Below are 25,840 nucleotides of genomic sequence, written 5' to 3' on the forward strand. Positions count from 1 at the left end.
GAACAGGTGACACACCGTCATGGCAGAGGGCGACGCTCTTTCCACCCACGTCTTCGGCGTACAGCTCGGCGGCTATCTCGTGGAGTCCATCCAGGAGATCAGCGGCATGACCGTCGAGGAAGAAGTCGTCGAGGTCCGTCAGGTGACCGCCGAGGGCAAGCAGATCATCCGCAAGCAGCCGGGAGCGCGCCAGGCGGGCGAGGTGACGATCACCCGCGGGCTCGACAAGAGCAGCGAGTTCACCACCTGGATCAAGGAGACGCTCAACAACGGAGCCGTCGACACCGCGCGCCAGAACCTCACGATCGAGATCAAGGACTCGACCGGTGAGACCGTCCGGCGCATCCAGCTGATGCAGGGCTGGGCCTCCAAGTGGGAGGGCCCCTCGCTCAAGGCCGGCGAGTCCAGTGCCGCTACCGAGACGGTGACCATCACCTTCGAGGAGATCGTGGTCGAATGAGACGCCGGACCGTTTCGCCGGGTGGCGGCCTCGAAGAGGTCCTGGACAACCTCGCCGCCACGCCCGCCCCGCGCGAGGAGGGGGCCGCCCCGGCGCCAGCCCCGGTCCGCGACCGTTCCCGCGAACGGGACACGCTCCAGACGGAGTTCGCGTTCGAGCTGCCGCGCGGGTACGTCGACGACGAGGGCCAGGTGCACCGGCACGGCACCATGCGGCTCGCGACGGCCCGGGACGAGCTGCGCCCGCAGATCGACCTGCGGGTGAAGGAGAATCCGGCGTACCTGTCCGTGGTGCTGCTGAGCCAGGTCATCACCCAGCTCGGCACGGTCACCGATGTGCACGCCGGGATCGTGGAGCGGATGTACGCCACGGACGTGGCGTTCCTCCAGGACTTCTACCGTCGGATCAACAGCGAGGGCCACACGCACGCCGCGGTGACCTGCCCGCTCTGCCACGGCTCGTTCGAGGTGGACCTCTCGGGTGGGCGCCTGGGGGAATCGTGACGTACGCGCTTCCCCGGTTGCGGGAGGAGATCGCGTACGTCGCCTACCACTTCCATTGGCAGCGTGAGGACATTCTCGACCTCACCCACGCTGAACGTCAGCAGTGGGTGCGGGAGATAGCGCGGATCAACACCCGCGTCAACGAAGGCGGGTGATCGTGTGGGGTTCGGGGACTGGCTGCGCCGAACGGACCGGCAACGGCCCGGCAAAGGGCCGGGGGACGGGGCCGGGGCGGGGGTCGGTGCAGGTGCCGATGGTGGTACGGGTGGCGGTCCTGAAGGATCGGGCTCGACGGAATCAGGTCCCGGGGCCTCCGGTCACGAGGCTGGCGGATCTGAGGCCTCCGGTTCCGGCTGGGACGGGGGCTGGCGTCAGGTCGCCCCGCCCTCGGTAACCGTCGCCCGGTCATCGATCGGGGTGAGCGACGGACTGCGGTTCCGGTCCCAGCTCGCCTCCTGGCAGAACCCCGCCCTCGGCGGCGAACTCGGCCACGCCGTGCTGCCGTCCGCCCCGGTGGGCCTCATCCATGGCGTGACCCGCCCGGGCTCCGCGCGCTCCGCCTCCCCCGGAGGGCCCCTGCTGCTGCGGGCGGCCCGGCCGGAGCCGGAGGGCGAGGCGGAGGCCGGTTCGGCTGCGGCGGATCTGCCGTCTGCGGCGGCGGGGCGCGTGGGTGGCCGGAAGCCGGGGCGGGGTGCCCCGCTCCAGCGGTCGGGCGGCACGCCGCCGAAGACAGTACGGGGGACGGAGGCGGGGCCCCCACGTGGCTCAGGCCCGGGCACCGCCTCTGCTGCGGGCGCGGGCGCGGCGGCCGTGCGGCAGGCCGCGAAGGCCGGTGCGGCTCCGGCTTCTTCGGCCCCCTCGGTCACAGATGCGCCCGCCACGGCGGCTGTCGAGCGTGCGCGTCCCGACGCCGTACGTCCTCGGCGGACCGCGCCGCCCCTGATCGTCGCCCGCCGTCCGGCGATGCGGCTGCGGGAGATCACCGGCCTGCCGCCGGCTGCCCCGGCCACCCCGACCACCTCCGCCACCCCGGCCACTCCTTCCGCACCGGCCGTTCCCCACACCGTGCAGCGGAGCGCCGCGGCTCAGCCGCAGACTGAGCAGCCGGTCGCCCCCGCGCCGCAGGAGAGCCCCGGCCGAACACCGGCTCCCGCCCCCGAGGCCGTACGCCCCGCTCTGGGCAAGCCCCTGCGGGAGCTGCCCTCCGGGGCCATCCCCTCCGGCCCGGCAGGGCAAGGACAGGCCGCGCCGACTGCCCCGGCGGGGCAAGAGGCGGCGGCCATGCCGGTGCTCCAGCGACAGACGTCGGAGACGTCGGCGGCAGCCGCACCGGCCTCACCGGCCGTGACGCCCCCGCCGGGGCAGGCACCGGCAAGCACGTCGCGCCCGCCGCAACGCCCCGGCGCCCCCGGGCCCGCGCAGCCCGCCGACGCACCCGGCCCCCGTGCCCGTACGCGGGGCGGGATCGGCACGCCCCTCACCTCGCTCCCGTCGACCGCCCGGGTCCAGCGTGACGCGCCGCTCCTCGGCGACCGTCGTCGTACGCAGCCGGGCCCCTCGGGCGCACCGGCATCGGCATCGAAGGCCACGCCTCCGCGGGCCGCCGTGCCTCCGTCGGCCTCACCGAGCACGCCGTCCGCGATGCCGGTGCGTTCGGCCCCCGCGCCCGTACAGCTCGCGGTGGACGGCGGACGCCATGACACGCGTACGCCTTCGGGCACGGGGGCGGGGCCGGGCATGGGGCCGGGTACGGGCACGGGGACGCCCGCACACGGAACCTCAGCTTCCCCGGCCACCCCCCCGGCCCCGGTCCGTATCCGGAACATCGGCAAGAAGCAGGGGGGCGGACGGTCCTTCGCCACGCCCTCCGCCGGTACCGCGGCACTGTCGCCCACCGTCCAGCGTTCGCGCACCCTGCTCTCGGGCCGGGACCTGAAGGTGAACACGGGTGCGGCCGAAGGGTTCTCGGCCGCCCCGAGGACGGCAGCGGGCGGCAGCACGACCCGCCCGGTCGTGGCAGCCACCTGGCGCCGCGACGTACAGCAGCGGGGACCCGGGACGACCGGCTCCGGTGCGACGGCCCCCGGCGCGCCAGGGACCGGGCACGCGCAGACAGCGGACACCCGGGCCGGCGGCGCGCCGCCCGGCAGTACGGGAACCGGCAGTACGGGAACCGGCAGCACCCGGACCGGCGACCCGCAGGCCGGGAGGCGCCGGACGTCAGCGGGTGCGACGCCCCGGCGCAGCAAGCCCCGCTCCCGTACCCCCGGCCCGGCGGCGACAGCCGCAGGCCCGATGCCCGGCGCCACCGTCCAGCGTGCCGTGCGCGCGGACCCCGCTCCCCGGCGCACGACCACCGGTGAACACGCCACCACCGAAGGCGGCGGACCACAGGTCACGGCCGCGCCGAAGGCAGCGCCCGAACAGAAGGCGCCCAAGGCCGATCGCACCACGAAGTCCTCCGCCGCCCAGGCCAGGGGCGGGTCCGTCATCGGCGGCGCGCTCCAGCGGCTCGTACAGCGCCGTCCGACACGGGATGCGTCGTCCCCCACCCCGTCGACGCCCAGCCCCCATGTCCGCACAGCAGGGCAGACACCGCAGTCGTCGGCGTCGCCGTCGGGATCAGCCCCCTCCCGGCACAGCATGCACAGCAGGCACAGCACACGCAGCCCGCACTCCCCCACCGCACCCCCGCAATCCGCCCCGGTCGTCCGCCCGGCCCCGGTCGTCCGCCCGGCCCCGGTCGTCCGCCCCCATCCCCCCGTGGCGGCCCCGCCCGGAGCCATCGTCGTACCCGTCCAGCGGATGCCGCTGCCGGTGGTGCCGGACCCCGCGGGCCCTCCGCCCGCCGGCCCGGCGCCCGGCGGCGACGACGCCCCCCTGGCCGGGCCGCCTGCCCTCTCCGTCCGGGTTCCGCCGCGCCCGGACACACCGGCCTCCGGGCCGGGCGTCCCTGGTACGAGCGCCCACACGGGGCAGCCCCCGACGCAGGCACAGGTGCTGCAGCGCGCGGCCGCCCAGGCCGGCATCACCGGCGTCCCGGTGAAGGCCGTTCCGCCGAGGAGCCCGCAAAAGGGCACGCAACGGGGCACACAGCAAGGCACACAGAAGGGTGCCCTCAGGGCCGTTCAGCGTGCCGACGACGACAGGTCCGGCTTCGCCCCCACCTCCGAAACACCGGCCGGCAACGCCACAAGCACCGCGAGCCGCCTCTCCGGGGCCGATATCGAGGAGCTGGCCCGCCGTCTCCTCGACCCCGTGAGCCGGCTCATCCGCGCCGACATGCGCCGCGGCCGGGAACGAGCCGGGCGGCTCCACGACGGCCGCCGCTGACAGCGGCTCCACCCGGCACCTCCCGTAGGAATCAGCAGAGAAGAAGAGACACGGCATGACGGACAACATCTTCGCGACGAGCGTGTTCTTCAAGCTCGTGATCGGCGGCAGTGACCTGGGGGCGTTCCACACCTGCTCGGGCCTGGGCGCCGAGGTCGAGATGGAGACGTACGCCGAGGGCGGCAACAACGGCTTCACCTGGCAGCTGCCGGGGCGCATCACCTGGACCAACATCACGCTGACCCGCCCGGTCACCGCCGACACGATGAAGATCGCGCGCTGGCTGAACGAGACCATCCAGCGGGTCGAGCCGAAGGACGGCGAGATCGTCGCGCTGCGGCCGGACCTCAGCCGGATCATCAGCTGGCAGGTGCAGGGCATCGTCCCCGTGCGCTGGCAGGGCCCGTCCTTCGACCCCGCCAACTCCCAGGCGGCGATGGAGACGTTGGAGATCGCCCACGAGGGCCTGGAGCCCTCCTGATGTACCACCGCACCACCACTCCCGCAGACCAGGAAGTCCAGGAAGACCAGGAAGGAGGGGGAACGCCATGTCACCCGCTCTCCGTGCGAGCCGTGCGCGCGCCCAACTGACCATCATGGAGCCGCCGTCGACCGTCGGCGCCAAGCCGGGCGGCAGACTCGCCCAGCTCACCCTCCAGTTCAACCCCTCGAAGCTGTCGCTGAGCAAGAGCACCGAGTGGCGGCGCACTCCGTCCCGGATGGCCGGGCAGTCCGCGCTGCCCGAGTTCGTCGGGAGCGGTCCCCGGTCGCTCTCCCTGGAGGTCTTCCTCGACGCGACGGCCACCCATGACAACTCCGTGGAGAAGGCGGTGGAGCAGCTGATGACCGCCTGCGTCCCCACGCCGACCAGCCTCGCGCGCAAGACCCCCGCGAGCCCCTGGGTGCGGTTCGACTGGGGGACGTCGAGGACGACGTCGTTCGACGGTGTGCTTTCCAACCTCTCCGTCTCCTACACCCTGTTCGACGTGGACGGGAAGCCGCTGCGCGCCACCTGCTCCCTGTCCATCGAGGAGGCGAGCGTCGACCCCGCGGGCCAGAACCCCACGTCGGGTTCGAAGGAGGCGCGGCGTACGCACCGGGTCGTGGCCGGGGACAGCCTGCCGCTGCTCGCCTGGCGCGAGTACGGCGATGCCACCGCCTGGCGGACGATCGCGGACGCCAACGACATCGACGACCCCATGCAGTTGATCCCCGGCAGTGAGCTCCTCGTGCCCGGTCTGGAAGACCACCTCGCGGAGGGCGGCCGATGAGCCCCGCCTCCCCGGGGCGTTCGTTCGCCGCCGATCCGATCGTGGAGATACCCGCCGAGCTACCGCTGGGCTGGGCCGCCCAGTTGGTGAGCTGTGTGGTCGACGAGAACGTCGGGCTGCCGGACACGGCGGTGCTCATGTACCGGGACCCGGACCACGATCTGCTCAGCGAGAGCGGGATCACCCTCGGTACGCCGCTGAAGATCTCCGTCGTCACCGTGCAGGACCGGGTCCGCGAGCGGCTGTTCACCGGTGAGGTCACCGCGATCGAGCTGGACCACGACACCACCGGGACGTTCACCGTCATCCGCGCGCTCTCCAAGGCGCACCGGCTCCAGCGCGGCCGGAAGGTGGTGGCGTACCGGAACATGAAGACGGCGGACATCGTCCGCAAGGTCGCGGCGGGCGCCGGGCTGGCCTGCGGCAAGGTCGAGGCGGCGCCGATCACGTACAAGCAGCTGACCCAGCCCAACGTCTCCGACTGGGAGTTCCTCCAGCACCTGGCGGCCGAGAGCGGCGCACACGTGCGGGTGGACGACCAGGGCCTGCTCCAGTTCACCAAGCCGAAGCCCGCCTCCTCTGCGCCTTCGCCCGACACCCGGGCCGCCAAGAACCCGATGGTTCTGGAGTACGGGGACAACCTGCTCGCGCTGCGGGCGGTGGTGACCGGCTCGGACGGGGCGGGCGATGTGGAGGTGCGCGGCTGGAACGTCGACACCAAGACGCGGCTCGTGGCGCGGGAGCAGTCCGTCCGCTCCACGACCGTGACGCCCGGGATGAGCCCGTCGGTGGCGGCCGGGGCGTTCGGTGCGAGCGCCCGCGTGACCGTCGCCGACACCCCGTACCGGACCCAGGCCGAGACCACGGCCGTCGCCGGTGCGGTGGCGGCCTCGGTCAGCTCGGGGTTCGGGGAGATCGAGGCCGTGGCCTTCGGTAATCCGCAGCTGCGGGCCGGAGCACCTGTGGCCCTGGGCAACGTCGGCCCGACCTTCTCCGGCCGCTACACCGCCACCGCCGCCCACCACGTCCTCGAACCGGACGGCGGCTACCGCACCACCGTGATCGTCAGCGCCTCGCCCGACCGTTCCCTGGCCGGGCTGACCGGCGGCGGGGCCCCCTCACGCGGTCCGCGCATGCCGGGCCTCGCGATCGGCGTGGTCACCGACATCCGCGAGGGCAAGGGCCAGCGGGGCTGGGTGCGGCTGAAGTTCCCCTGGCTCGACGACACCTACGTGACCGACTGGGTCCGTACGGTGCAGTGGGGCGGCAACGGCGGCGGCGGGGTGTTCAGCCCCGAGGTCAACGACGAGGTCCTGGTCGGCTTCGAGCAGGGGCTGCTGGACAGCCCGTATGTGCTGGGCGGCCTGTACAACGGGATCGACCGCCCCTCGGAGCACGACGTACCCCTCGTCGACAAGACCAGCGGCAAGGTCAACCGCCGCTCCCTGGTCTCGCGTTCGGGCAACCGGCTGGAGCTGCTGGACACTCCGCGCGGCCCGTCCGGCGTCCGGCTGGCCAGCGGCAACAAGCGGCTCGAAGTCACGCTCGACGAGCGGAGGAACGAGATCGCCCTCACCGTGTTCGCCCCCGGTTCCAGGCGCCCGCAGAGCTCCGTGACCCTCTCCTCGTCGGGCATCACGCTCGACGCCGGCACGGGGAACGTCGACGTCAAGGGCCGCTCGGTGACCATCAACGGCAGGACGGGGGTCACCGTGGACGGCGGGCTGCTCGCCGTGCTCAAGGCCAAGCTCATCCGGATCAACTGACGCTCCCGTCCCCTCATCCACTGCGCGATTCCCTTTCACAGCGAGGAGAACCCCGGCCATGCCCCCCGCAGCCCGTACGGGCGACAGCACCGCCCACGGCGGCCTCATCGGCACCCCGCCACCCGGTGCGCCGACCGTCGCCACCGTATGGATCGGCGGCCGGCCCGCGGCCGTCACCGGGAGCCTGCACGTGTGCGTCATCCCCCCGCACGCGGCGCTCGGACCGACGAACGTGATCATGCCCAACCCGGTGGCGGCCGCCACCGGCCAGGTGCTGATCGGCGGGCTGCCCGCCGCCCGCAGGGGAGACAGGACCACCTGTGGCGCGCCCATCGTCAGCGGCGCGCTGAACGTCCTGATCGGGGGCCCGATGTGAGCGGCGGCGGATTCATCGGACGCGGCTGGGGCTTCCCGCTGCGGACCGGCGCGACGGGCGGGATCGCCCTGGTCGAGCGGGACAAGGAGATCGAGGAGGCCATCGGCCTGATCCTCGGCACTGCACCGGGCGAGCGGCCGATGCGGCCGGAGTTCGGCTGCGGCATCCACGACTACGTCTTCGCGCCCGGCGACGGCGCGACCGCCGGGCGGATCGCCCAGGAGGTCCGTACGTCGCTGGAGCGGTGGGAACCGCGCATCGAGGTGACGGACGTGGTGATCGCGTTCGACGCGATCGAGGAGGGCACGCTCTACATCGACGTGCGCTACACCGTGCGGGCCACCAACGACCTGCGCAACCTGGTCTTCCCCTTCTACACGATCCCGTCCGACAAAGACGCCTCCCAAGCATCCGCGGAAGCGGGGACGCGCTGATGGTCCTGCCCTCCCCCAACCTGGACGACCGGCGCTTCCAGCAGCTCGTCGACGAGGCCAAGCGGTACGTCCAGCAGCGCTCCCCCGAGTGGACCGACCACAACGTGTCGGACCCCGGGGTCACCCTGATCGAGACGTTCGCGTACATGGTCGACCAGCTGCTGTACCGGCTGAACCGGGTGCCCGACAAGAACTACGCGGCCTTCCTGGACCTGCTGGGCGTGACCCTGTTCCCGCCGACCGTGGCCCGCGCCGAGGTCGACTTCTGGCTCTCCGCGCCACAGCCGGAGACCGTGCACCTGTCCGCCGGTGCGGAGGTGGCGACCGCGCGGGGCGAGGCGGAGGAGCCGGTGGTGTTCACCACCTCCGAGGAGCTGCCGATCGTGCCGAGTTCGCTGGTCCGGCTGGTCACCGCGCCGAAGACCGGCGACCAGACCGACCGCACCGGGCCGCTCGGCGCGGGCAAGGACATCCCGTGCTTCTCGCCGCGCCCGGAGCCGGGGGACGCACTGCTGTTCGGGCTGCCCACCGCCGTGCCGCGCTGCATCGTCGCCGTACGCCTGGACAGCCGGGTGGAGGGCGTGGGTGTCGACCCGCGTCAGCCGCCGCTGGTGTGGGAGGCGTGGGACGGGGCCCGCTGGGTGGAGTGCGCGACCGGTGACGACAGCACGGGCGGGCTCAACCGGCCGGGTGAGGTCATCGTGTTCGTGCCGGCCGGGCACACCGCCTCCGTGGTCGCCGGTACGCGCGCGGGGTGGCTGCGCTGCCGGGTCACGGCACCCGGACCGGGCCAGCCGTTCTACTCCGAGTCGCCGACGATCCGCGAGGCCGAGGTGTTCACGGTCGGCGGTACGGTAGCGGTCGAGCACGCGGAGACGGTTCTCGACGTGCCCCTCGGGGTCTCCGAGGGTGTGGCCGGGCAGCGGTTCTCGGTGAGCCGGGTGCCGTTGCTGATGGACGGGGAGCCGCCGGTGGTCCAGGTGTCGACCGCCGAGGGCTGGCAGGTCTGGACGCCCGTCGAGCACTTCGGCGCCTCCTCCCCGGGTGACCGGCACGTCCGGATCGACGCCGTCTCCGGTGAGTTCGCGTTCCCGCCGGAGGTGCGCGAGGAGGACGGCACGATGCGCGCGTACGGTGCGGTCCCGGAGAAGGGCGCCCAGCTCCGCGTGGAGCGCTACCGCACGGGCGGCGGATCGGCCGGGAACGTGGCCCGGGGCGCGATCTCCGTGCTGCGCAGCTCGGTCCCGTACGTCGCGGGGGTCGACAACCGGGAGGCGGCGACCGGGGGCGTTGACGGCGAGACCGTGGAGAACGCCAAGGTGCGCGCGCCCAACATCCTGCGTGTGCAGGAACGGGCCGTCACCGCCCGGGACCACGAGGTCATCGCCCGCGAGGCGGCGCCTTCCCTGCGCCGGGTCCGGTGTCTGCCGGCCGTCACGGGCGAGGGCGGTGCGGTACGGGTGCTGGTGGTACCGGACGCGGTCCCCGACGAGGGCGGCCACCTGCGGTTCGAGCAGCTGATCCCCTCGGACCAGGTGCTCGCTTCGGTGGCGGAACGCCTGGACGAGCGCCGCCTGGTGGGCACCCGGCTGGTAGTGGAGCCGCCCGCGTACCAGGGCGTCACCGTGGTCGCCCGGCTGGTCGCGGCCCCCGGTGACGTGGACCGGGTGCGCGCGGAGGCGCTGGAGGCCCTGTTCCGCCACATCGACCCGCTGCGGGGCGGTGCGGACGGTACGGGGTGGCCGTTCGGGAGGCCCGTGCAGTACGGGGAGGTGTTCGCCGTGCTCCAGGGGGTGCGGGGGGCCGGTCTCGTGGAGGAGGTCCGGCTGTTCCCGGCGGACCCGGTCTCCGGGCGGCGCGGGGGCGCGGTGGACCGGATCGACGTGGCTCCGGGCGCGCTGGTCTTCTCGCACCAGCACCAGGTGATCGTCACGGCGAGCGGGCCGGGTGAGGGCGTATGAGCCGGGCCGCCGTACCCGGCCTGCCGAGCCGCTACCCGCTCGGCGAACTGCTGCCCGCCCTGTACGCCGACGACGACCTGGCCCAGCGGTTCACGGCGGGCCTCGACACGGTCCTGGCCCCGGTGCTGTCCACCCTGGACAACCTCCCGGCCTACTTCGACCCGGCTCTCGCCCCCGCCGACTTCCTGCCCTGGCTGGCGACCTGGGTGGGCGCCGGCATCGACCCCGCCTGGCCGCCGGAGCTGCAACGTGCGGTGCTGGCCCGCGCGGTCGAGCTGCACCGGTGGCGCGGCACCCGGCGCGGTCTGGTCGAACATCTCCGCCTCTGCTTCGGCGTCCACGCGGAGGTACGGGACGGCGGGGGCGTGGCGTGGTCGGACCGCCCGGGTACGGAGCTGCCTCCGGCCCCGACCGGTGAACTGCTCGTACGCGTCTGGCCGGTGGCTCCCGGAGCCACGGTGGACGCGAACCGGGTCCAGGAGGTCGTCACGGCCTCGTGTCCCGTCCACCTCACAGGCCGGGTGGAGATCCTGCCGGGGCCGCCGGAAGTGGCGCCCGGGACGACCGTAGAGACAGGAGGCTGACGCGATGCGCTCGTGTCCGGCGTGCGGTACGGCGAACCGCGAGGACGACGACTTCTGCGGTAACTGCGGGTCGTACCTGGGGTGGTCCACCGAGCCTCGGCGCACCCCGCCGACACCGGAACCGGACCCGGAGCCGGACCCGGACCCGGAGGCCGAGCCGGTACCTGCCCCTGAGCCCGCCCGCGATCGTCGCTCCGCCCCCGGGCACGCACCCGCTCCGGCCACGGACCCGGCCGAGCCGGTAGCAGAGCCCGAGAGGGATACCGAACCGGCCGCTCCCCCGGTCATGCCCCCTCGTCCGGAGGCGGCCCCACGACCGGCGGCCCCGTCGCCGACAGCGCCGGCCAGCCCTCCCACCGCCACCCCGCCCCGCCCGCGCACCGCACCACAGACCCCGCGCCCCACCCCCGTACGCCCTCAACACCCCCCGCAGCCCGCCCCCGTACGCCCGGCGGCACCGGCCGCGCCCCCCGTACAACCCGCCCAGCCCGCGCGGTCCGCCCCCGAGGCCGAGGCGCCCATCGGTGCCGTCCAGCCGGCGAAACCCGTGGCACGGCGGCCCGTGGTCCGGCCCGTGGAGGAGGATGAGGCGCCGGACGGGCCGCCGTGCCCCGCCTGCGGCACGCCGAACCTGCCCGGGCGGCGGTTCTGCCGGCGCTGCGCGGCCCCTCTGCACGCCAAGGAGGAGACCACTCCCCTGCCCTGGTGGCGCACGGTGTGGCCGTTCCGCCGCCGGGTGCGGGTCAGGTCGGGCCGGGCGCTGCGGCGGATCCTGCTGGTGCTGGCGGTCGTCGGGCTGCTCTTCATGGGCTTCCTGTTCCTGCCGGCCGGCCGCGTGCTCTTCGAGGACGTCCGGGACAAGCTGGGCGGTACGGCGGAGATCAGCCCCTCCGGGGTGACCGCGAGCGGCGCGGCCCCCGGCCATCCGGCGGGCGCGGCCGTCGACGGCCTGACCAACAAGTACTGGGGCGCACCGTCGCTGGGCTCGTCGCTGACCTGCACCTTCGACACGCCGTTCCGGCTGGTCGGGGTCGTCCTGCACACCGGGGCGTCGAAGGAGCCCGAGGAGTTCCGGCGGGAGCCGCGGCCGGTCCGGGCGGAGCTGGTCGTCACCACGGCGGACGGCACGCTCCACAAGAAGCAGCTCACGCTCAACGACAAACCCGGCGAGCAGACGGTACGGACCGGCATCAGCGATGTCGTCTCCGTCCGGCTCGTCCTGCTGGAGGCGGCGGGCCGGACCGAGGACCGGCCGATCGCGCTCGGAGAGGTCGAGTTCTTCAAGCGCACCTGACCGGCGGGGCCGACGGGGCGACGCACCGGGCGCGCCGGTTGTGTTCAGTCCCAGAAGCCCCCCAACTGCTCACAGCTGCGCAGCAGTTCTGACCGATGAAGCAATTTCGGTCACATATGGCTTCCCTCCACCCCTCCACAGGGGGTTGACTATGCCTCACGCATGGTGACGCGATCGGCCTCGCCGGCTCGCCTACCCAGCTCCGGTGCCCGGGCCCGGCGGAGGAGAGAGGACAGCGATGACCGGCTCACCTCGTACGGTCACCCCTCGGCCAGGACATACGGACGCCCGGCGGCCGCCCTCCGACGGGTGCGCGCCCATGCGCGATCACCGGGAATGCGCGGTGCGCATCCCCCAGCCGTACTCATTCGACGAGGGGCAGCAATGAGCCAGATAACGTTACCGGCGTTTCATATGCCGTTCGCCAGCGCAGGGTGCAATCCGGGCCTGGAGAAGACCAGGGAGGCCGCCTGGGAATGGGCGGAAGCGGAGGGACTGATTCTCTCTGTTCCGGCCCGCAGGAAGATGATCCGCACCCGGCCGGAACTCTGGATATCCCTCATCTTCCCGAAAGCGTCGCAGCACCATCTGGACCTCTTCTGCCAATGGCTGTTCTGGGCCTTCCTGGTGGACGACGAGTTCGACGACGGCCCGGCCGGCCGTGACCCCCGGATGTGCGAGGCGGCGATCACCCGGCTGGTGGACGTGTTCGACGGGGCCGCGCCGCGCGGGCCGATGGAGCAGGCGCTCGCCGGGCTGCGCGAGCGGACCTGCCGCGACCGGTCCCCGCAGTGGAACCGGCAGTTCCGGCGGGACACGGCGGCCTGGCTCTGGACGTACTACGCCGAGGCGGTCGAGCGGGCGGCCGGGCAGGTGCCGAGCCGGTCGGACTTCGCGAAGCACCGCCGGGACTCGGTGGCCATGCAGCCGTTCCTGGATCTGCATGAGATCACCGCAGGAATCGATCTGCCGGAGTCCGCCCGGAGCCTGCCCGCGTACATCGCCCTGCGGAACGCGGTGACCGACCATTCGGGACTCTGCAACGACATCTGCTCGTTCGAGAAAGAAGCAGCGCTCGGCTACGAGCACAATGCGGTGCGGCTCATCCAGCGCGACCGCGGTTCCACACTCCAGGAGGCCGTCGACGAGGCCGGAATTCAACTGGCACGTATTGCCGAGCGCGTGATGCGGGCGGAGAAGGAGCTGATCGAGGAAATCGAGGCGGCGGGAATCAGCGCCTCGACCCGGGCCGCCCTCGAACGCTGCGTACAGGACTACCGAGGGCTCGTGCGGGGCGACTTCGACTATCACGCCCGCGCCGAGCGCTACACCCGCCCGGACCTGGTGGAGCTGGACGCACGGAACTCGATGTCCCAGTATTTCGCCGCCTGAGAGCACCTGCGGCGTCCCGCGAGAGGCCAGGGCCTGGAAGACGGAAGCGTTCCAGGCCCTGGGGTCCGGTCCCTCGTCCCACCAGAGATCGATCGGATCACATCGCGGCCGATCGGGAAAGAATCAGTCCCGGTCTCAAGCGATCGCATGGAAGACTGTCCCGTGCAAGCATGTCCCGGGTCGCCCCACCGGCCGGGCCGGCCACTTCGTCGTGCCCCCGGTCAGCGGCTGACCGGTCGGAATGCCATGTCTTCCACCACCGTACCCGGGGAAAACACACGTGAGATCACAGCGAAGAATATGGACCACGGCTGCCGTCGCGACCGCGGCCGTGACGGGCGTCCTGGTGTTCCAGGGCGTCACGGGCAGCTCCGCCCCCGACGGTGAGGCGGACGCCAAGTCCGCTCCCGCGGAGGCGGATGTCTACCGGACCCCGCTCAAGACCTCCGAGGACGGCGCCTCCGCCTCCCTTCCCCAGCGCTCCACCGAGCGGTTCAGTCTGCTCGGCGTGACCTGGACCGACCCCGCCGCCAAGGTGACCGGCCAAGTCGAGGCCCGTACCCGCTCCGCCGCCACCGGCGAGTGGACCGGCTGGCTGCCCCTGGACACCGAGATCGACGGGCGCACCGAGGCCGGCAGGCCCGGCGTCCGGGGCACCACCGAACCGCGCTGGGTCGGCCCGTCCAACGGCGTCGAGGTCCGGATCAGTGCCGCGGACGGCATCAGGGCCGGGCTCCCCGCAGGGCTGCGGCTGGACACCGTGGACCCGGGCGGCAGCACCACCCCGCTCGCCGCCGGACCGGCCGCGTTCGCCGCCGAGCCCGCCGCGTTCGCCGCCGAGGAGACGCCGACCGAGGAGCCGACGCCGTCCGGCGAGCCGCCCACCGATGAGCCGTCGAAGGAACCTTCCCCGGTGCCGCCGTCCCCCACCCCGACGACCGCGTCCCCGACGCCGCCGCCCCCGGGCCCGAGCCCCACCCCGACCCGGAGCGCGACTCCGAGTCCTGCCCCCACCACCGCGTCGCCCAAGCCGACCGCCACACCGAAGCCGACGCCCACCGCCACCACAACCCCCACTCTGCCGCCCGCCCCGCCGTCCACGGCCCCGCGCCCGACGATCGTCTCGCGGGTCGCGTGGAACGCGGACGAGTCGCTCAGCAGTGAGTCGCCGGACTACCTGGATAAGGTCAAGGCGGTCTTCGTCCACCACACCGCGCAGACCAACTCCTACTCCTGTGCCGACTCCGCGGCCATCGTGCGCGGGCTGCACACGTACCACGTGAAGTCGAACGGCTGGAAGGACCTCGGCTACAACTTCGTGGTCGACAAGTGCGGCACGGTCTTCGAGGGCCGCAAGGGCGGTGTCGACCGGGCCGTGATGGGCGCGCACACCTACGGCTTCAACCGGGACACCACCGGGATCGCCGTGATCGGCATGCACACCGACACCACGGCCGCGAGCGCCGCGACCGACGCGGTCGCCCGGGTCGCCGCCTGGAAGCTCGGCCAGTACCAGGGCAACCCGACGGGCACGGTCGAGCTGACCGCCGGAGCCGCGGGCGGCAACTTCTTCGGGGCGAAGTTCGCCGCCGGGGCGACCTACCCCTTCCAGCAGATCTCCGGGCACCGGGACGGGTTCAACACCCAGTGCCCCGGGGGAAGCCTCTACGGCCAGCTCCCCGCCATCCGCTCGCAGGCCGCCGCCCTGGTCACCGACAAGGTCACCGGCCTCGCCATCACCTCGGTGACCGGAGCGAGCGCCTCCGGCTCCACGTACTACACCAAGTCGGCCATCACCGTCGGCTGGAAGGCGGCCACGCCCGCCGCCTTCGTCAAGAGTTACGAGCTGCTCGTCGGCGGCAAGCCGGTGGCCACCGTCCAGGGCAGCGTGACCAAGGCCGCGGCCACCCTCGCGCTCGGCAAGCACTCCGTGCAGGTGCGGGCCACCCACCAGTCGGGCAAGGTCACCACATCGGCGGCCGCCACGGTCGTCGCCGAGCGCACGGCCCCCGTCTTCACCACCAAGCCGGCCCTCAGCCTGCGCGCCGGCACGGTGAACACGGCCGCCGTCCCGGTCACCCTGAAGTGGAAGGCCACCGACGCCACCGCCCTCAAGGAGGTCCGGCTCACCGCGCCCGTCGCCAAGACGTACGGCCCGACGACCGGGAGCGCCTCGCACACCGCGAAATCCGGCGCGGCGACCGCCTGGAAGATGACGGCGTACGACCGCGCGGGCAACACGGCCGCCGCCTCGGTCTCCGGCACCCCGGTGATCCTCCAGGAGACCGCCGCCACGAAGACCGGGAAGTGGACGGCGAAGTCGTCCTCCAGCTACCTGGGCGGCAAGTCCCTGACCAGCAGCGCCAAGAGCGCTAGCCTGACCTGGACGTTCACCGGCCGGTCAGCCGCCTGGGTGGTGTCGCGGGCCGCCACTTCGGGGCAGGCATACGTCTATGTCGACGGCACGAAGGTCGCCACGGTGGACCTGAAGTCCTCGACCACCAAGTACCGGGACGCGATCTGGACCCGGTCCTGGTCGACCAGTGCGAAGCACACGGTCAAGATCGTGGTGGTCGGTACGACGGGCCGCCCGACCCTCACCACGGACGGGCTGGTCTACCTGAAGTAGCCGGTTCCACCTGAAGTGAGCCGCTGAGCCACCGCACCGCGAGAGAGGCGGGCACGCACCATGTCCGACATCGGGGCAGGCCCCCGGGCGGGGAATCCCCCGCGGGCCAGGACCGTGCGGGGCACCGTAGGCGGTGCGGTGGAGCGGGGTGTCGCGGTCTTCCGCGGCATTCCGTACGCGGCGGCGCCGGTGGGTGCGCGGAGGTTCCGCGCGCCGGAGCCGCCGGAGCCGTGGGAAGGCGTGCGCGACGCCGTCGCGTTCGGGCCGACGGCACCCAAGCGGCCCTACGCCCCGCCGCTGGACCGGCTGCTGCCGGACCCGGCGGTGCCGGGCGAGGACTGGCTCAACCTCAACGTGTGGACGCCGTCCACCGGGGAGGGCGAGGGGCTTCCCGTACTCGTCTGGATCCACGGCGGTTCGCTGCTGCACGGTTCCTCGGCGGTGCCGGTGTACGACGGGTCCGCGTTCGCCCGGGACGGGGTGGTGCTCGTCTCGGTCAACTACCGCCTGGGCGTGGAGGGCTTCGGTCTCTTCCCGGACGCGCCCGCCAACCGGGGGCTGCTGGACCAGCTGGCCGCCCTGGAGTGGGTGCGGGACAACATCGCGGAGTTCGGCGGCGACCCGGGCCGGGTGACGGTGGCCGGGGAGTCCGCGGGGGCGGTGAGCATCGCCGCCCTGCTGGCCACGGACCGGGCTGCCGGGCTGTTCCGGCGGGCGGTGCTCCAGAGCGGGGCGCCCGCCGCCCTCACCCCGGACGCCGCGCGCGGGACGACCGAGCTGATCGCCAGGCGGCTCGGCGTCCCCGCCACGGCCGCCGCGCTGGCCGCCGTGGACACCGACGCGCTGCTGACCGCGCAGACCCAGGTGACGAGCGGCGGCAATCCGCTGACCGGCCGCAACTCCTTCCAGATCGTGGTGGACGGCGAGCTGCTGACCCGGGACCCGGCAAAGGCGCTGCACACGGGCGCGGCGGCCGGGGTCGACCTGCTGATGGGGACGAACACCGAGGAGTACCGGCTCTGGTTCGTCCCCGGCGGACTGACGGAACGGATCAGCAGCCTGAAGCTCCGCCTCGCCCTGCTGAAGTTCGGGGTCCCGAACGCGACCGCCCGCACCTACCGGGCCAACCGCCCGGACGCCACCCCGGGCGAACTCCTCGGCGCCCTCGCGACGGACCTGCTGCTGCGGGTCCCGCTCAACCGGCTGGCCGACGCCCGGGCCGATGCCCCGGGGTCCACGTACGTCTACGAGTTCGGCTGGCCCTCCCCCGTACAGCGGCTCGGCGCCTGCCACGCGCTGGAGCTGGGGTTCGTCTTCGACACCCTGGCCCACCCCGACACGATGGCGCTGACCGGACCGGACGCCCCGCAGGAGCTGGCCGACGCGATGCACCGGGCGTGGGTGGACTTCGCAACGGCGGGGGACCCGGGCTGGCCGTCCTGGGACGCGTCCCGGCCCGTGGAGCTCTTCGGCCCGGGCGCGCCGGCCCTCGTCCTGGCCCCGCGCGACGACGAGTTGCGGGGCTGGGAGCCGTACGGGGGGCGGCGCTAGGGCCGCATCGGGATCCGGTGCGGGCCGGGGACCACGGGGAGGATCGCCGAAACGGCCACGTCCGCGCCCAGCACGACCTGTCCGCCGGCGAACGAGGCGTGGGCGACGGCCGGGTCGGTGTCCCGGAGAATCCGCCGGGCCGCCACCGCCAGCGCGCCGGCCGGGGAGGGGAGGCCCCTGGTGCACCGGCCCTGACGTCAGCTCAGCAGCTCGGTGGCCGTCACCGCGCGCAGGCCGCGCCGCTCGATCTCGGTGATGAGCAGGGGCAGCGCGGCGACGGTGACGGGCCGGGCGAGGCTCAGCCCCACCACGGAACCGTGCCGGAGCTCGCCCGTCACCTTGCGCAGGACGGCCGGTACCCCGGTCGCGGCGTGGTCGAGCGACTCCACGTCGTACGAGAGGATGTGCGGGTAGCCGGCCCGCCGGGCGAGGTGCTGGACGAGCGGGGTGGCGTCGGGACCGGGCGAGGGGCGGAACCAGGTGCCGATGGAGCCGGTGAGCCGGCGCAGCCGCCGGGCGCAGACGGTGATCTCCTCGTAGGCCGCGCGCTCGTCGAGGGCGGCGAGGTCGCGGTGGTTCTGGGTGTGGTTGCCGATCTCGTGGCCGCCGTCGAGGATCCGGCGGGCCATGGAGGGGTGCGCGTCGAGCCAGCTGCCGACGGCGAGGACGGTGGCCCGGGCGCCGGCCCGTTCGATCCGGGCGAGCGTGGCGGCGGCGAGGCCGGGGTCGCCGCGGCCCTCGAAGGTGAGGGCGACGCGGGGCCGGTCGCGGGGGCCGTGCGTGATCCGGACGGGCTGCCCGGGGAAGTGGCGCGGGGCTCGCGCGGCGGTGGGTTCGGGGGTGGAGGCGTACGGAGGTGAAGGCGCGGGGGCCCCGCCGGCCACGGCCGCCGCACCTCCTGGACTCCTCGCGCAGCCCGCCGCGAAGGCGGCGGCGAAGAGACCGGCCCCGGCGCCCAGCACGTCGCGGCGGCGCATCGGCGCCCTGCGTCCGTCCATCCCCGACCACCTCGCGTTCCACGGAGTCCCGGGGACACAGTAAAGGCGGAATAGACGAAATGTTCTGATTGACCGATTGTCGGAATGATCTATGAATCATTCAGGTCACGCCATAAGAATGCATGGAAAGCCAGGCGAGTGACCGAGCCCACCTGCGATTCAGCTAAGAAATGACCGATTAAACCGAGAAACACCCGAAATGCATCTTTGGCACCACGGTCGCCCGTCTGCCATAGTCGGAGCCACGACCCCCATTGACCCGGGCCGAGGTCGTCACGAGCGGCCGTGAACACACCCCACTTCTCACGGCCCCCACAGAAGCCCCCGCAGCGCCGCACCACGGCCGACCGGGGGCTTCTGTGCGTGCGGAGGCGCCCCCGAAGGCCCCCGAGGCCTCCAGAGCACCCTGCGGCCGCAGGTGTCAGCGGTCGGAGATCCGCATCTCGAACCAGGTGGTCTTGCCGCGCGGCAGCAGATCCACTCCCCACCGGTCGGAGAGCTTGTCGACGAGGAAGAGCCCCCGCCCGCTGATGTCCATCTCGCGCACCGGCATCAGGCACGGCAGCCCGCGCGACGGGTCACGCACCTCGACCCGGATCCAGCCCCGGCGGCGCACCATCCGTAACCCGAAGACGCGGGCACCGGTGTGGCGCACCGCGTTGCCGACGAGCTCGGAGACGAGCAGCACCGCGTACTCGGCGGTCTGCGGCGAGAGTGCCCACTGCCGGAGCACCACACAGGAGGTGAGCCGGCGGGCGGTCGCCGCGGACTCCGGCCGCGACGGCAGCCGGACTTCCCCCTCGGTCGGATTTCCGAACAACTCCAGCGCCTTGAACGCCTGCTCGTCATCCATACCCGACGTCCAGCGTGCCGCGGTCGCGCTGCTGCGCGGTCGCGGCTGATCCACACCCTCCAGGCCCGCCATGCCCACCATCATGGACGCAGACTTCGCCCTCCGGGGCCGTTCCGAGGGAATCCGCCCCGGGGAAGAACCTCCTCCACGCAGGGCGTTTGGCATATGCCCCTGGCAGAACGAAGCCTTCGGGAGCCCCGCTGAGCTGCGGCGACGCGCTGCCCGAGCGCGGTTGCCCCGAGGGGTACGGCACCGGGCCTTAAGGTTGCCTTAAGGCCCGGATAATCCGCTCGGAGGGATGAACCCCCGGATGGACCCCGTCAGAGGAACCTGGCCTTCCCCGGGCCCTCCTCCACGAAGCTGCGCATCCCGCGCTCGCGGTCCTCGGTGGCGAACAGCCCGGCGAACCAGTTCCGCTCGACGGTGAGCCCGGTGTCGATGTCCGTCTCCAGTCCCGTGTCGACCGACTCCTTGGCGGCGCGCAGTGCCAGCGCGGGCCCCTTCGCCAGCTGGGCGGCCCAGGCGTGCGCCTGCTCGTAGACCTCGGCGGCGGGCACCACCCGGTCCACCAGACCGAGCGTCAGGGCCTCCTCCGCCTTGACCATACGGCCGGTGAAGATGAGGTCCTTGGCGCGGGACGGGCCGATCAGCCGGGCGAGGCGCTGGGTGCCGCCGGCGCCCGGGATCAGCCCGAGCAGGATCTCGGGCTGCCCGAGTCTGGCGTTGTCCGCGGCGATGCGGAAGTCGGCGCAGAGGGCCAGTTCGCAGCCGCCGCCGAGCGCGTAACCGGTGACGGCGGCGACGACGGGCTTGGGGATCCGGGCGACGGCGGTGAAGGAGTCCTGGAGCGCCTTGGACCGTTGGACCATCGCCGTGTGGTCCATCGCCTGCATCTCCTTGATGTCCGCGCCGGCCGCGAACACCTTCTCGCCGCCGTAGAGGATCACCGCGCGCACGTCGTCGCGCCGGGTGGCCTCCTCGGCGAGCTCCCGCAGCCGGTCCTGGACCGCCACGTCCAGGGCGTTCATCGGCGGCCGGTCCAGCCGGATCGTCCCGACGTTGTCGCTTACTTCGAGGGTCACAGTCATGCAGGCAGGTTAACCACTGCTAACGCGGGCGGGCCCGGTGCCGTCGGTCACAGCACCGGGCCCGCCGGGATCGTACGGAGGAAGCAGCGGCCGGGGCCTACTTCTTCCACTCCTCCCAGTCCATGTTCCAGCCGTTGAGGCCGTTGTCCGGCGCGATCTGCTTGTCCCTGGAGTTCTGCACGATGACCACGTCACCGATCATCGACTTGTTGTAGAACCAGGCCGCCGGCGTCTGGCTGTCGTAGCCGCCGCGCACATCGCGCAGACCGACACAGCCGTGGCTGGTGTTGGTGCTGCCGAAGATCGAGGACGCACCCCAGTAGTTGCCGTGCAGGAAGGTCCCCGAGGTGGAGAGCCGCATGGCGTGCGGCACGTCCTTGATGTCGTACTCGCCGCCGAAGCCGACGGTGTCGCCGTTCATCCGGGTCACCTTGAGCTTCTCGCTGATGACCATCTGACCGTTGTACGTGGTCGTCGCCGGGGCGCCCGCGGAGATCGGGATGTCCTTGATCAGCTTTCCGTCGCGGACGACCTTCATCCGCTTGGTGCTCGCGTCGACGGTCGAGACCTGGCTGCGGCCGATGGTGAACTTCACCGTCTTCGCCTGCTTGCCGTAGACCCCCGGCCGCCCCTCCACGCCGTCCAGGTGGAGCTCCACGGTCACCTTGGTGCCCGGCGCCCAGTACTTCTCCGGGCGGAAGTCGAGGCGGTCGTTGCCGAACCAGTGGCCCTCGATCTCGACCGGCGGCTCGGCGGTGACCTTGATGGCCTTCTCCACCGCGGCCGGCTCGGTGATGCCCCGGGTGAAGTTGATCGAGACCGGCATGCCGACCCCGACGGTGGAGCCGTCCTCCGGCGTGTAGTGCCCGATGAAGGTGTTCTCCGGCACCAGCGTGGTGAAGGTCGTGTCCTTCGCCGACTCACGGCCCTTCGCGTCCTCGGCGACCGCGTGCACCGCGTACTTGGTGGCGGCGGCGAGGTGCCGCTCCGGCACCCAGCTCGCGCCGTCGGCCGCGATCTCGCCCGCGACCGCGTTGCCCTTCGGGTCGGCGACCGTGACCGTGGTCAGCTTGCCCTGCGCGGCGGTGATCTTCAGCGCGCCGCTGGTCGCCACCGACTCCGCGCCGTCCTCCGGCGCGATCGTCACCACCGCCTGCGAGGCCGTGGTGTCCTCCGCCTTCGGGCCGCTCTTGCCGCCGCCCCTGCTTCCCGCTTCCGCGTCCCCGCCGCACGCCGTCACCAGCAACAGCATGGCGCCCAGGACCAGAGCCATGGGCCCCGATCCGCCGCGCCGCTTTCTGCCCGCCCCGGCCGATGCCCCCGATATCGGCTGCACGTTCACTGTGGTCGTCTCCCCTCGCTGGGCCTGGCACTGAAGCCATGGCCCGCATCCCCCGCGCGCTGCTCATACGCGCTCCACCGCAAGATAATCACACCGTGGCCGGGGTGGATCCCCTCCGGAATGTCACCGTTCCGTCCCAAGTGGCGGGGAGAGCCGTGCAGGTGGGGCGGGGTGCGGGGCGCCCCCGTGGACAGGGGGCGGCCGCGCACCCGGGGGTCGGCGCAGCGCAGGGGACGCCGCACCCGGGGTGTCAGCGCAGGGCGGAACCCGCCTTCCACTTCTTCCAGCCCATGTTCCAGCCGCTGAGCCCGTTGTCCGGCGCGACCTTCTTGTCCTGGGAGTTGACGACCTCCACCACGTCCCCGATCAGGGTCCGGTCGAAGAACCAGCCGCCCGGCGTGGTGGCACTGCCGCCCTTCGCGTCGCGCAGCCCGATGCACCCGTGGCTGACGTTCTCCTCGCCGAAGACCGCCTCGTCGGCCCAGTAGTTGCCGTGCAGGAAAGTGCCGGAGGTGGTGAGCCGGATGGCGTGCGGGACGTCCTTGATGTCGTACTCGCCCTTGCCCTTCCTGTCCGTGAAGCCGACGGTGGCGCCGTTCATCCGGGTCACCTCGTGCAACTCGCTGACCACCATCTTCCCGTTGTACGTGGTCGTCTTCGGGGCCCCCGCGGTGATCGGGACCGTGCTGACCAGCTCCCCGTCCCGGCGCACCTCCATGGTCTTGGCCTCCGCGTCCACCAGGGAGACCTGGGAGCGGCCGACGGTGAAGGTGACCGTCTTGTCCTGGCTGCCGTAGACCTTCGGCGCGCCCTCCACGTCCCGCAGTCCGATGTCCACCGTGACCTCGGTGCCCGGCTTCCAGTACGTCCGCGGGCGGAAGTCGAGCCGGTCCTTTCCGAACCAGTGGCCCACGACCTCCACCGCCGGCTTCGCGGTCACGCGGATGGCCTTCTGCACGGCCGCCCGGTCGGCGATGGGCCGGTTGAAGGAGAAGGAGACGATCATGCCCGTCCCCACGGTGGACCGGTTCTCCGGCTTGAAGTAGCCGATGAAACGGTGCTCGGGGACGAGCGTGGTGAACGTGGCATGGCGCGCCGAGCGCTGTCCGGACGCGTCCACCGCCACCGCGTCGATGCTGTACTTCGCGGCCAGCGCGAGCCGGGCCGCGCCGGGCTCGGGGTCCCAGGAGAGGCCGTCACCGGCGATCCGCCCGGCCACGGTCTGCTGCTGGGCGTCCTCGGTCCGCATCACCTTGACGCTCTCCAGCCGGCCGTCGGGGATCTCCACCCGGATCCGGGTCTCCGCGCCGACCTCCTTCGCCCCGTCCTCGGGAAAGATGCTGATCACATCGGCGGGGGAGCCCGGTTTGCCGTTGAGCAGAGTCTCCCTCGTATCGGTGCATCCGGTCAGCAGGACCAGCACGGTGAGTAGTCCTGCCCATGTCAGCACGGCGGCCGAGCCCGCCCGTGCGCTCTTCGCTACGTGGTTCACGCTCCCCCAACGACCAGGGCCGGTCGGGGGAAACGTGAGTGCGGGCCCCGCGGTGGGCAGAACAGAGGGAAGGACTACCAGGAGAGGGCCGCGGCCGGGACGTCGCGCGCCCCCTTTCCGGTGCCCGTCCTCATGAGCCGCGGGAGGCGACACGGTGTCGAGCGCAGCCGAGCAGGAGGCAGTACAGGAACCGGCCGGGACGGCGGCGAGGCCCGGGGAACCACCGGGCCGGTCCGCACCCGGCACCGTACGTACGGAGGTCACGGTTACGGACGTCGCCGGCACCGTACCCACGGAGCACTCGAACGGCCTACGCGTGGAGGTGACGGAGGCCGTGCGTGCCGAACCCCGCGCCCCCGTCGTGTGGCCCGGGGCGCCCATGCCGCTCGGCGCCCGCTTCCGGGTCGGTCCGGACGGGGTGGCGGGCACCAACTTCGCGCTCTGGGCCGGCGGGGCCGAGGCGGTCGAGCTGTGCCTCTTCGACGAGCACGGCGCCGAGACCCGCTGCCCGCTGACCGAGCTCACCCACGAGATCTGGCACGGCTTCCTGCCGGGTGTCCGGCCCGGCCGGCGTTACGGCTACCGGGTGCACGGCCGCTGGGACCCGTGGACGGGCGCCCGCTGGAACGCGGCCAAACTGCTCCTGGACCCGTACGCCCGTGCCGTCGACGGCACCTTCACCCTGCCGCCCGAGGTCTACGGGCACGTCCGCGACTGGCCCCAGCAGCATGTCGCCGACACCGTGCGCGACGACCGGGACTCCGCGCCCCACGTGCCCAAGGGCGTGGTCGTCCACGATGACGACGACTGGGTGGAGGACCGCCGCCCCAAGACCCCGTGGGCCGACTCGGTCATCTACGAACTCCACGTACGCGGCTTCACCAAGCTCCACCCGGACATCCCGCCCGAGCTGCGCGGCACGTACGCGGGGCTCGCGCACCCGGCCGCGATCGAGCACCTGACGCGGCTGGGGGTGACGGCGGTGGAGCTGCTGCCGGTCCACCAGTTCGCCCACGAGGACCACCTGCTCCGGCGCGGACTGCACAACTACTGGGGCTACAACTCCATCGGCTACTTCGCCCCGCACGCCGACTACTCCGCCTCCGGCTCCGCGGGCGGGCAGGTCGGCGAGTTCAAGCGGATGGTGTACGCCCTGCACAGTGCCGGGATCGAGGTCATCCTCGACGTCGTCTACAACCACACCGCCGAGGCGGGCGAGCTCGGCCCGATGCTCTCCCTGCGCGGCATCGACAACCGCGGCTACTACCGCCTCCAGAACGACCCCCGCCGCTACGCCGACTACACCGGCTGCGGCAACACCCTGCACGTGGTCCAGCCCCAGGTGCTGCGGCTCATCACCGACTCGCTGCGCTACTGGGTCACCGAGATGGGCGTCGACGGCTTCCGCTTCGACCTGGCGGCGGCGCTCGCCCGCTCGATGCACGACGTCGACATGCTCTCCCCGTTCCTCGCGGTCATCGCCCAGGACCCGGTGCTGCGCCGGGTCAAGCTGATCGCCGAGCCGTGGGACGTCGGCAACGGCGGTTACCAGGTCGGCGCCTTCCCACCCCTGTGGACCGAGTGGAACGACCGCTACCGCGACGCCGTACGGGACTACTGGCGCGGCGCGCTCCCCGACGTACGGGACCTCGGCTACCGGCTCACCGGCTCCAGCGACCTGTACGCCTGGGGGGGCCGCCGCCCGTATGCCTCGGTCAACTTCGTCACCGCCCACGACGGCTTCACCCTGCGCGACCTGGTCAGCTACGAGCACAAGCACAACGAGGCGAACGGGGAGGGCAACCGGGACGGGACGAGCGACAACCGGGCGTGGAACTGCGGGGCCGAGGGCGAGAGCGACGACCCGGAGGTCAACGCGCTGCGCCGCCGCCAGCTCCGCAACCTCCTCACCACGCTGCTGCTCTCCACCGGGGTGCCGATGCTGGTGGCGGGCGACGAGATGGGCCGTACGCAGGGCGGCAACAACAACGCCTACTGCCAGGACAACGAGGTGAGCTGGCTGGACTGGTCGCTGCTCGACCAGCCCGAGTGGCGGGAGCTGACCGAGCTGACGGCCCGGGTGCTGAAGCTGCGCCAGACCCATCCGGTGCTGCGCCGCCGCGCCTTCTTCTCGGGGCGGGCCCAGGCGCCCGACGGGCTGCGGGACCTGGCGTGGTTCACCCGGGACGGCCGGGAGATGACGGAGGGCGACTGGTACGCGCCCGCCGCCACGCTCGGCCTCTACCTCTCGGGGCGGGACATCCCGGGGCGGGACGCGCGGGGCGAGCCGGTCACCGACGACAGCTTCCTCGCCGTCCTGCACGCGGGCGCGGAACCGGTCGCCTTCGAGCTGCCGGGAGCGCCGTGGGCAGCGGCGTACGAACTGGTCCTGGACACCTCCCGGGAGGACCAGGCCGAGCCGCCCGGCACGGTCCTCGAAGGCGGTACGGCGATGGCGGTCCCGGCCCGTTCGGTGCTGCTGCTGCGGGTGACGGCGTGAGCGGGAAGGGGAA

General features: G+C 72.7%; 21 protein-coding genes. 16 read left to right on the forward strand and 5 right to left on the reverse strand.

Annotated features, from left to right (window positions below):
- Positions 1-19: 19 nt before the first annotated feature.
- The 15 genes from ABZ154_RS22430 to ABZ154_RS22500 all read left to right on the forward strand — a co-directional run bounded on the left by ABZ154_RS22430 (position 20) and on the right by ABZ154_RS22500 (position 17,554).
- A complete protein-coding gene (locus ABZ154_RS22430) occupies positions 20-460 on the forward strand; it encodes a phage tail protein (RefSeq protein ID WP_007457189.1) in 441 nt (146 codons plus the stop codon).
- Positions 457-963 (forward strand): hypothetical protein, encoded by a 507-nt coding sequence (locus tag ABZ154_RS22435; RefSeq protein ID WP_356835227.1) that lies wholly within the window; start codon positions 457-459, stop codon positions 961-963. The genes ABZ154_RS22430 and ABZ154_RS22435 overlap by 4 nt, the downstream gene beginning before the upstream one ends.
- On the forward strand, positions 960-1,118 hold the full coding sequence (locus tag ABZ154_RS22440) for a DUF6760 family protein (protein WP_018492281.1): 159 nt from the start codon (positions 960-962) through the stop codon (positions 1,116-1,118). Before ABZ154_RS22435 ends, ABZ154_RS22440 begins: the two co-directional genes overlap by 4 nt.
- A gap of 262 nt (positions 1,119-1,380) precedes the next feature.
- Positions 1,381-4,296: a hypothetical protein gene (locus ABZ154_RS22445; RefSeq protein ID WP_356835229.1), complete on the forward strand. Its 2,916-nt coding sequence runs from the start codon at positions 1,381-1,383 to the stop codon at positions 4,294-4,296.
- A gap of 55 nt (positions 4,297-4,351) precedes the next feature.
- Complete coding sequence (locus ABZ154_RS22450; protein ID WP_356835232.1) at positions 4,352-4,777, forward strand: phage tail protein; 426 nt, start codon at positions 4,352-4,354, stop codon at positions 4,775-4,777.
- Positions 4,778-4,844: 67 nt separating this feature from the next.
- Entirely contained in the window at positions 4,845-5,567 is a 723-nt protein-coding gene (locus ABZ154_RS22455; protein ID WP_356835234.1) for a LysM peptidoglycan-binding domain-containing protein, read from the forward strand.
- The gene (locus ABZ154_RS22460; protein WP_356835236.1) at positions 5,564-7,333 is read left to right on the forward strand and encodes a VgrG-related protein; all 1,770 of its coding nucleotides are present in this window, start codon (positions 5,564-5,566) and stop codon (positions 7,331-7,333) included. Before ABZ154_RS22455 ends, ABZ154_RS22460 begins: the two co-directional genes overlap by 4 nt.
- Before the next feature lie 58 nt (positions 7,334-7,391).
- Positions 7,392-7,709 carry a PAAR domain-containing protein gene (locus tag ABZ154_RS22465; protein ID WP_356835238.1) on the forward strand — a complete coding sequence of 106 codons (318 nt, stop codon included), beginning with the start codon at positions 7,392-7,394 and terminating at the stop codon, positions 7,707-7,709.
- Positions 7,706-8,143 (forward strand): GPW/gp25 family protein, encoded by a 438-nt coding sequence (locus tag ABZ154_RS22470; RefSeq protein WP_356835240.1) that lies wholly within the window; start codon positions 7,706-7,708, stop codon positions 8,141-8,143. Before ABZ154_RS22465 ends, ABZ154_RS22470 begins: the two co-directional genes overlap by 4 nt.
- A complete protein-coding gene (locus ABZ154_RS22475) occupies positions 8,143-10,104 on the forward strand; it encodes a putative baseplate assembly protein (protein ID WP_356835242.1) in 1,962 nt (653 codons plus the stop codon). The genes ABZ154_RS22470 and ABZ154_RS22475 overlap by 1 nt, the downstream gene beginning before the upstream one ends.
- The gene (locus tag ABZ154_RS22480) at positions 10,101-10,688 is read left to right on the forward strand and encodes a phage tail protein (RefSeq protein ID WP_356835244.1); all 588 of its coding nucleotides are present in this window, start codon (positions 10,101-10,103) and stop codon (positions 10,686-10,688) included. Before ABZ154_RS22475 ends, ABZ154_RS22480 begins: the two co-directional genes overlap by 4 nt.
- A gap of 574 nt (positions 10,689-11,262) precedes the next feature.
- A complete protein-coding gene (locus ABZ154_RS22485) occupies positions 11,263-11,982 on the forward strand; it encodes a zinc ribbon domain-containing protein (protein ID WP_356835245.1) in 720 nt (239 codons plus the stop codon).
- Positions 11,983-12,396: 414 nt separating this feature from the next.
- Positions 12,397-13,374, forward strand: coding sequence for a terpene synthase family protein (locus ABZ154_RS22490; RefSeq protein ID WP_356835247.1), 978 nt, complete (start codon positions 12,397-12,399; stop codon positions 13,372-13,374).
- A 280-nt stretch (positions 13,375-13,654) separates the two neighbouring features.
- Complete coding sequence (locus ABZ154_RS22495) at positions 13,655-16,003, forward strand: N-acetylmuramoyl-L-alanine amidase (protein ID WP_356835249.1); 2,349 nt, start codon at positions 13,655-13,657, stop codon at positions 16,001-16,003.
- A gap of 60 nt (positions 16,004-16,063) precedes the next feature.
- The gene (locus tag ABZ154_RS22500; RefSeq protein ID WP_356835251.1) at positions 16,064-17,554 is read left to right on the forward strand and encodes a carboxylesterase family protein; all 1,491 of its coding nucleotides are present in this window, start codon (positions 16,064-16,066) and stop codon (positions 17,552-17,554) included.
- A gap of 197 nt (positions 17,555-17,751) precedes the next feature.
- On the opposite strand, the gene ABZ154_RS22505 is transcribed toward ABZ154_RS22500, so the two are convergent.
- The 5 genes from ABZ154_RS22505 to ABZ154_RS22525 form a co-directional block, all read right to left on the reverse strand.
- Positions 17,752-18,552 (reverse strand): polysaccharide deacetylase family protein, encoded by an 801-nt coding sequence (locus tag ABZ154_RS22505; protein WP_356835254.1) that lies wholly within the window; start codon positions 18,550-18,552, stop codon positions 17,752-17,754.
- Positions 18,553-18,973: 421 nt separating this feature from the next.
- Positions 18,974-19,489, reverse strand: coding sequence for an ATP-binding protein (locus ABZ154_RS22510; protein ID WP_356835256.1), 516 nt, complete (start codon positions 19,487-19,489; stop codon positions 18,974-18,976).
- 236 nt (positions 19,490-19,725) lie between these two features.
- Positions 19,726-20,493 (reverse strand): enoyl-CoA hydratase-related protein, encoded by a 768-nt coding sequence (locus ABZ154_RS22515; RefSeq protein WP_356835258.1) that lies wholly within the window; start codon positions 20,491-20,493, stop codon positions 19,726-19,728.
- Between the two features lie 97 nt (positions 20,494-20,590).
- Positions 20,591-21,835: an Ig-like domain-containing protein gene (locus ABZ154_RS22520; protein WP_356835260.1), complete on the reverse strand. Its 1,245-nt coding sequence runs from the start codon at positions 21,833-21,835 to the stop codon at positions 20,591-20,593.
- Between the two features lie 250 nt (positions 21,836-22,085).
- Complete coding sequence (locus tag ABZ154_RS22525) at positions 22,086-23,327, reverse strand: Ig-like domain-containing protein (RefSeq protein WP_356835262.1); 1,242 nt, start codon at positions 23,325-23,327, stop codon at positions 22,086-22,088.
- Between the two features lie 316 nt (positions 23,328-23,643).
- Between ABZ154_RS22525 and glgX the strand changes: the two genes are divergently transcribed.
- Positions 23,644-25,827, forward strand: coding sequence for a glycogen debranching protein GlgX (gene glgX, locus ABZ154_RS22530; protein ID WP_356835278.1), 2,184 nt, complete (start codon positions 23,644-23,646; stop codon positions 25,825-25,827).
- Positions 25,828-25,840: the final 13 nt, after the last annotated feature.

Source organism: Streptomyces sp. NPDC006261, from assembly GCF_040613515.1.
In the GTDB taxonomy this organism is placed as follows: domain Bacteria; phylum Actinomycetota; class Actinomycetes; order Streptomycetales; family Streptomycetaceae; genus Streptomyces.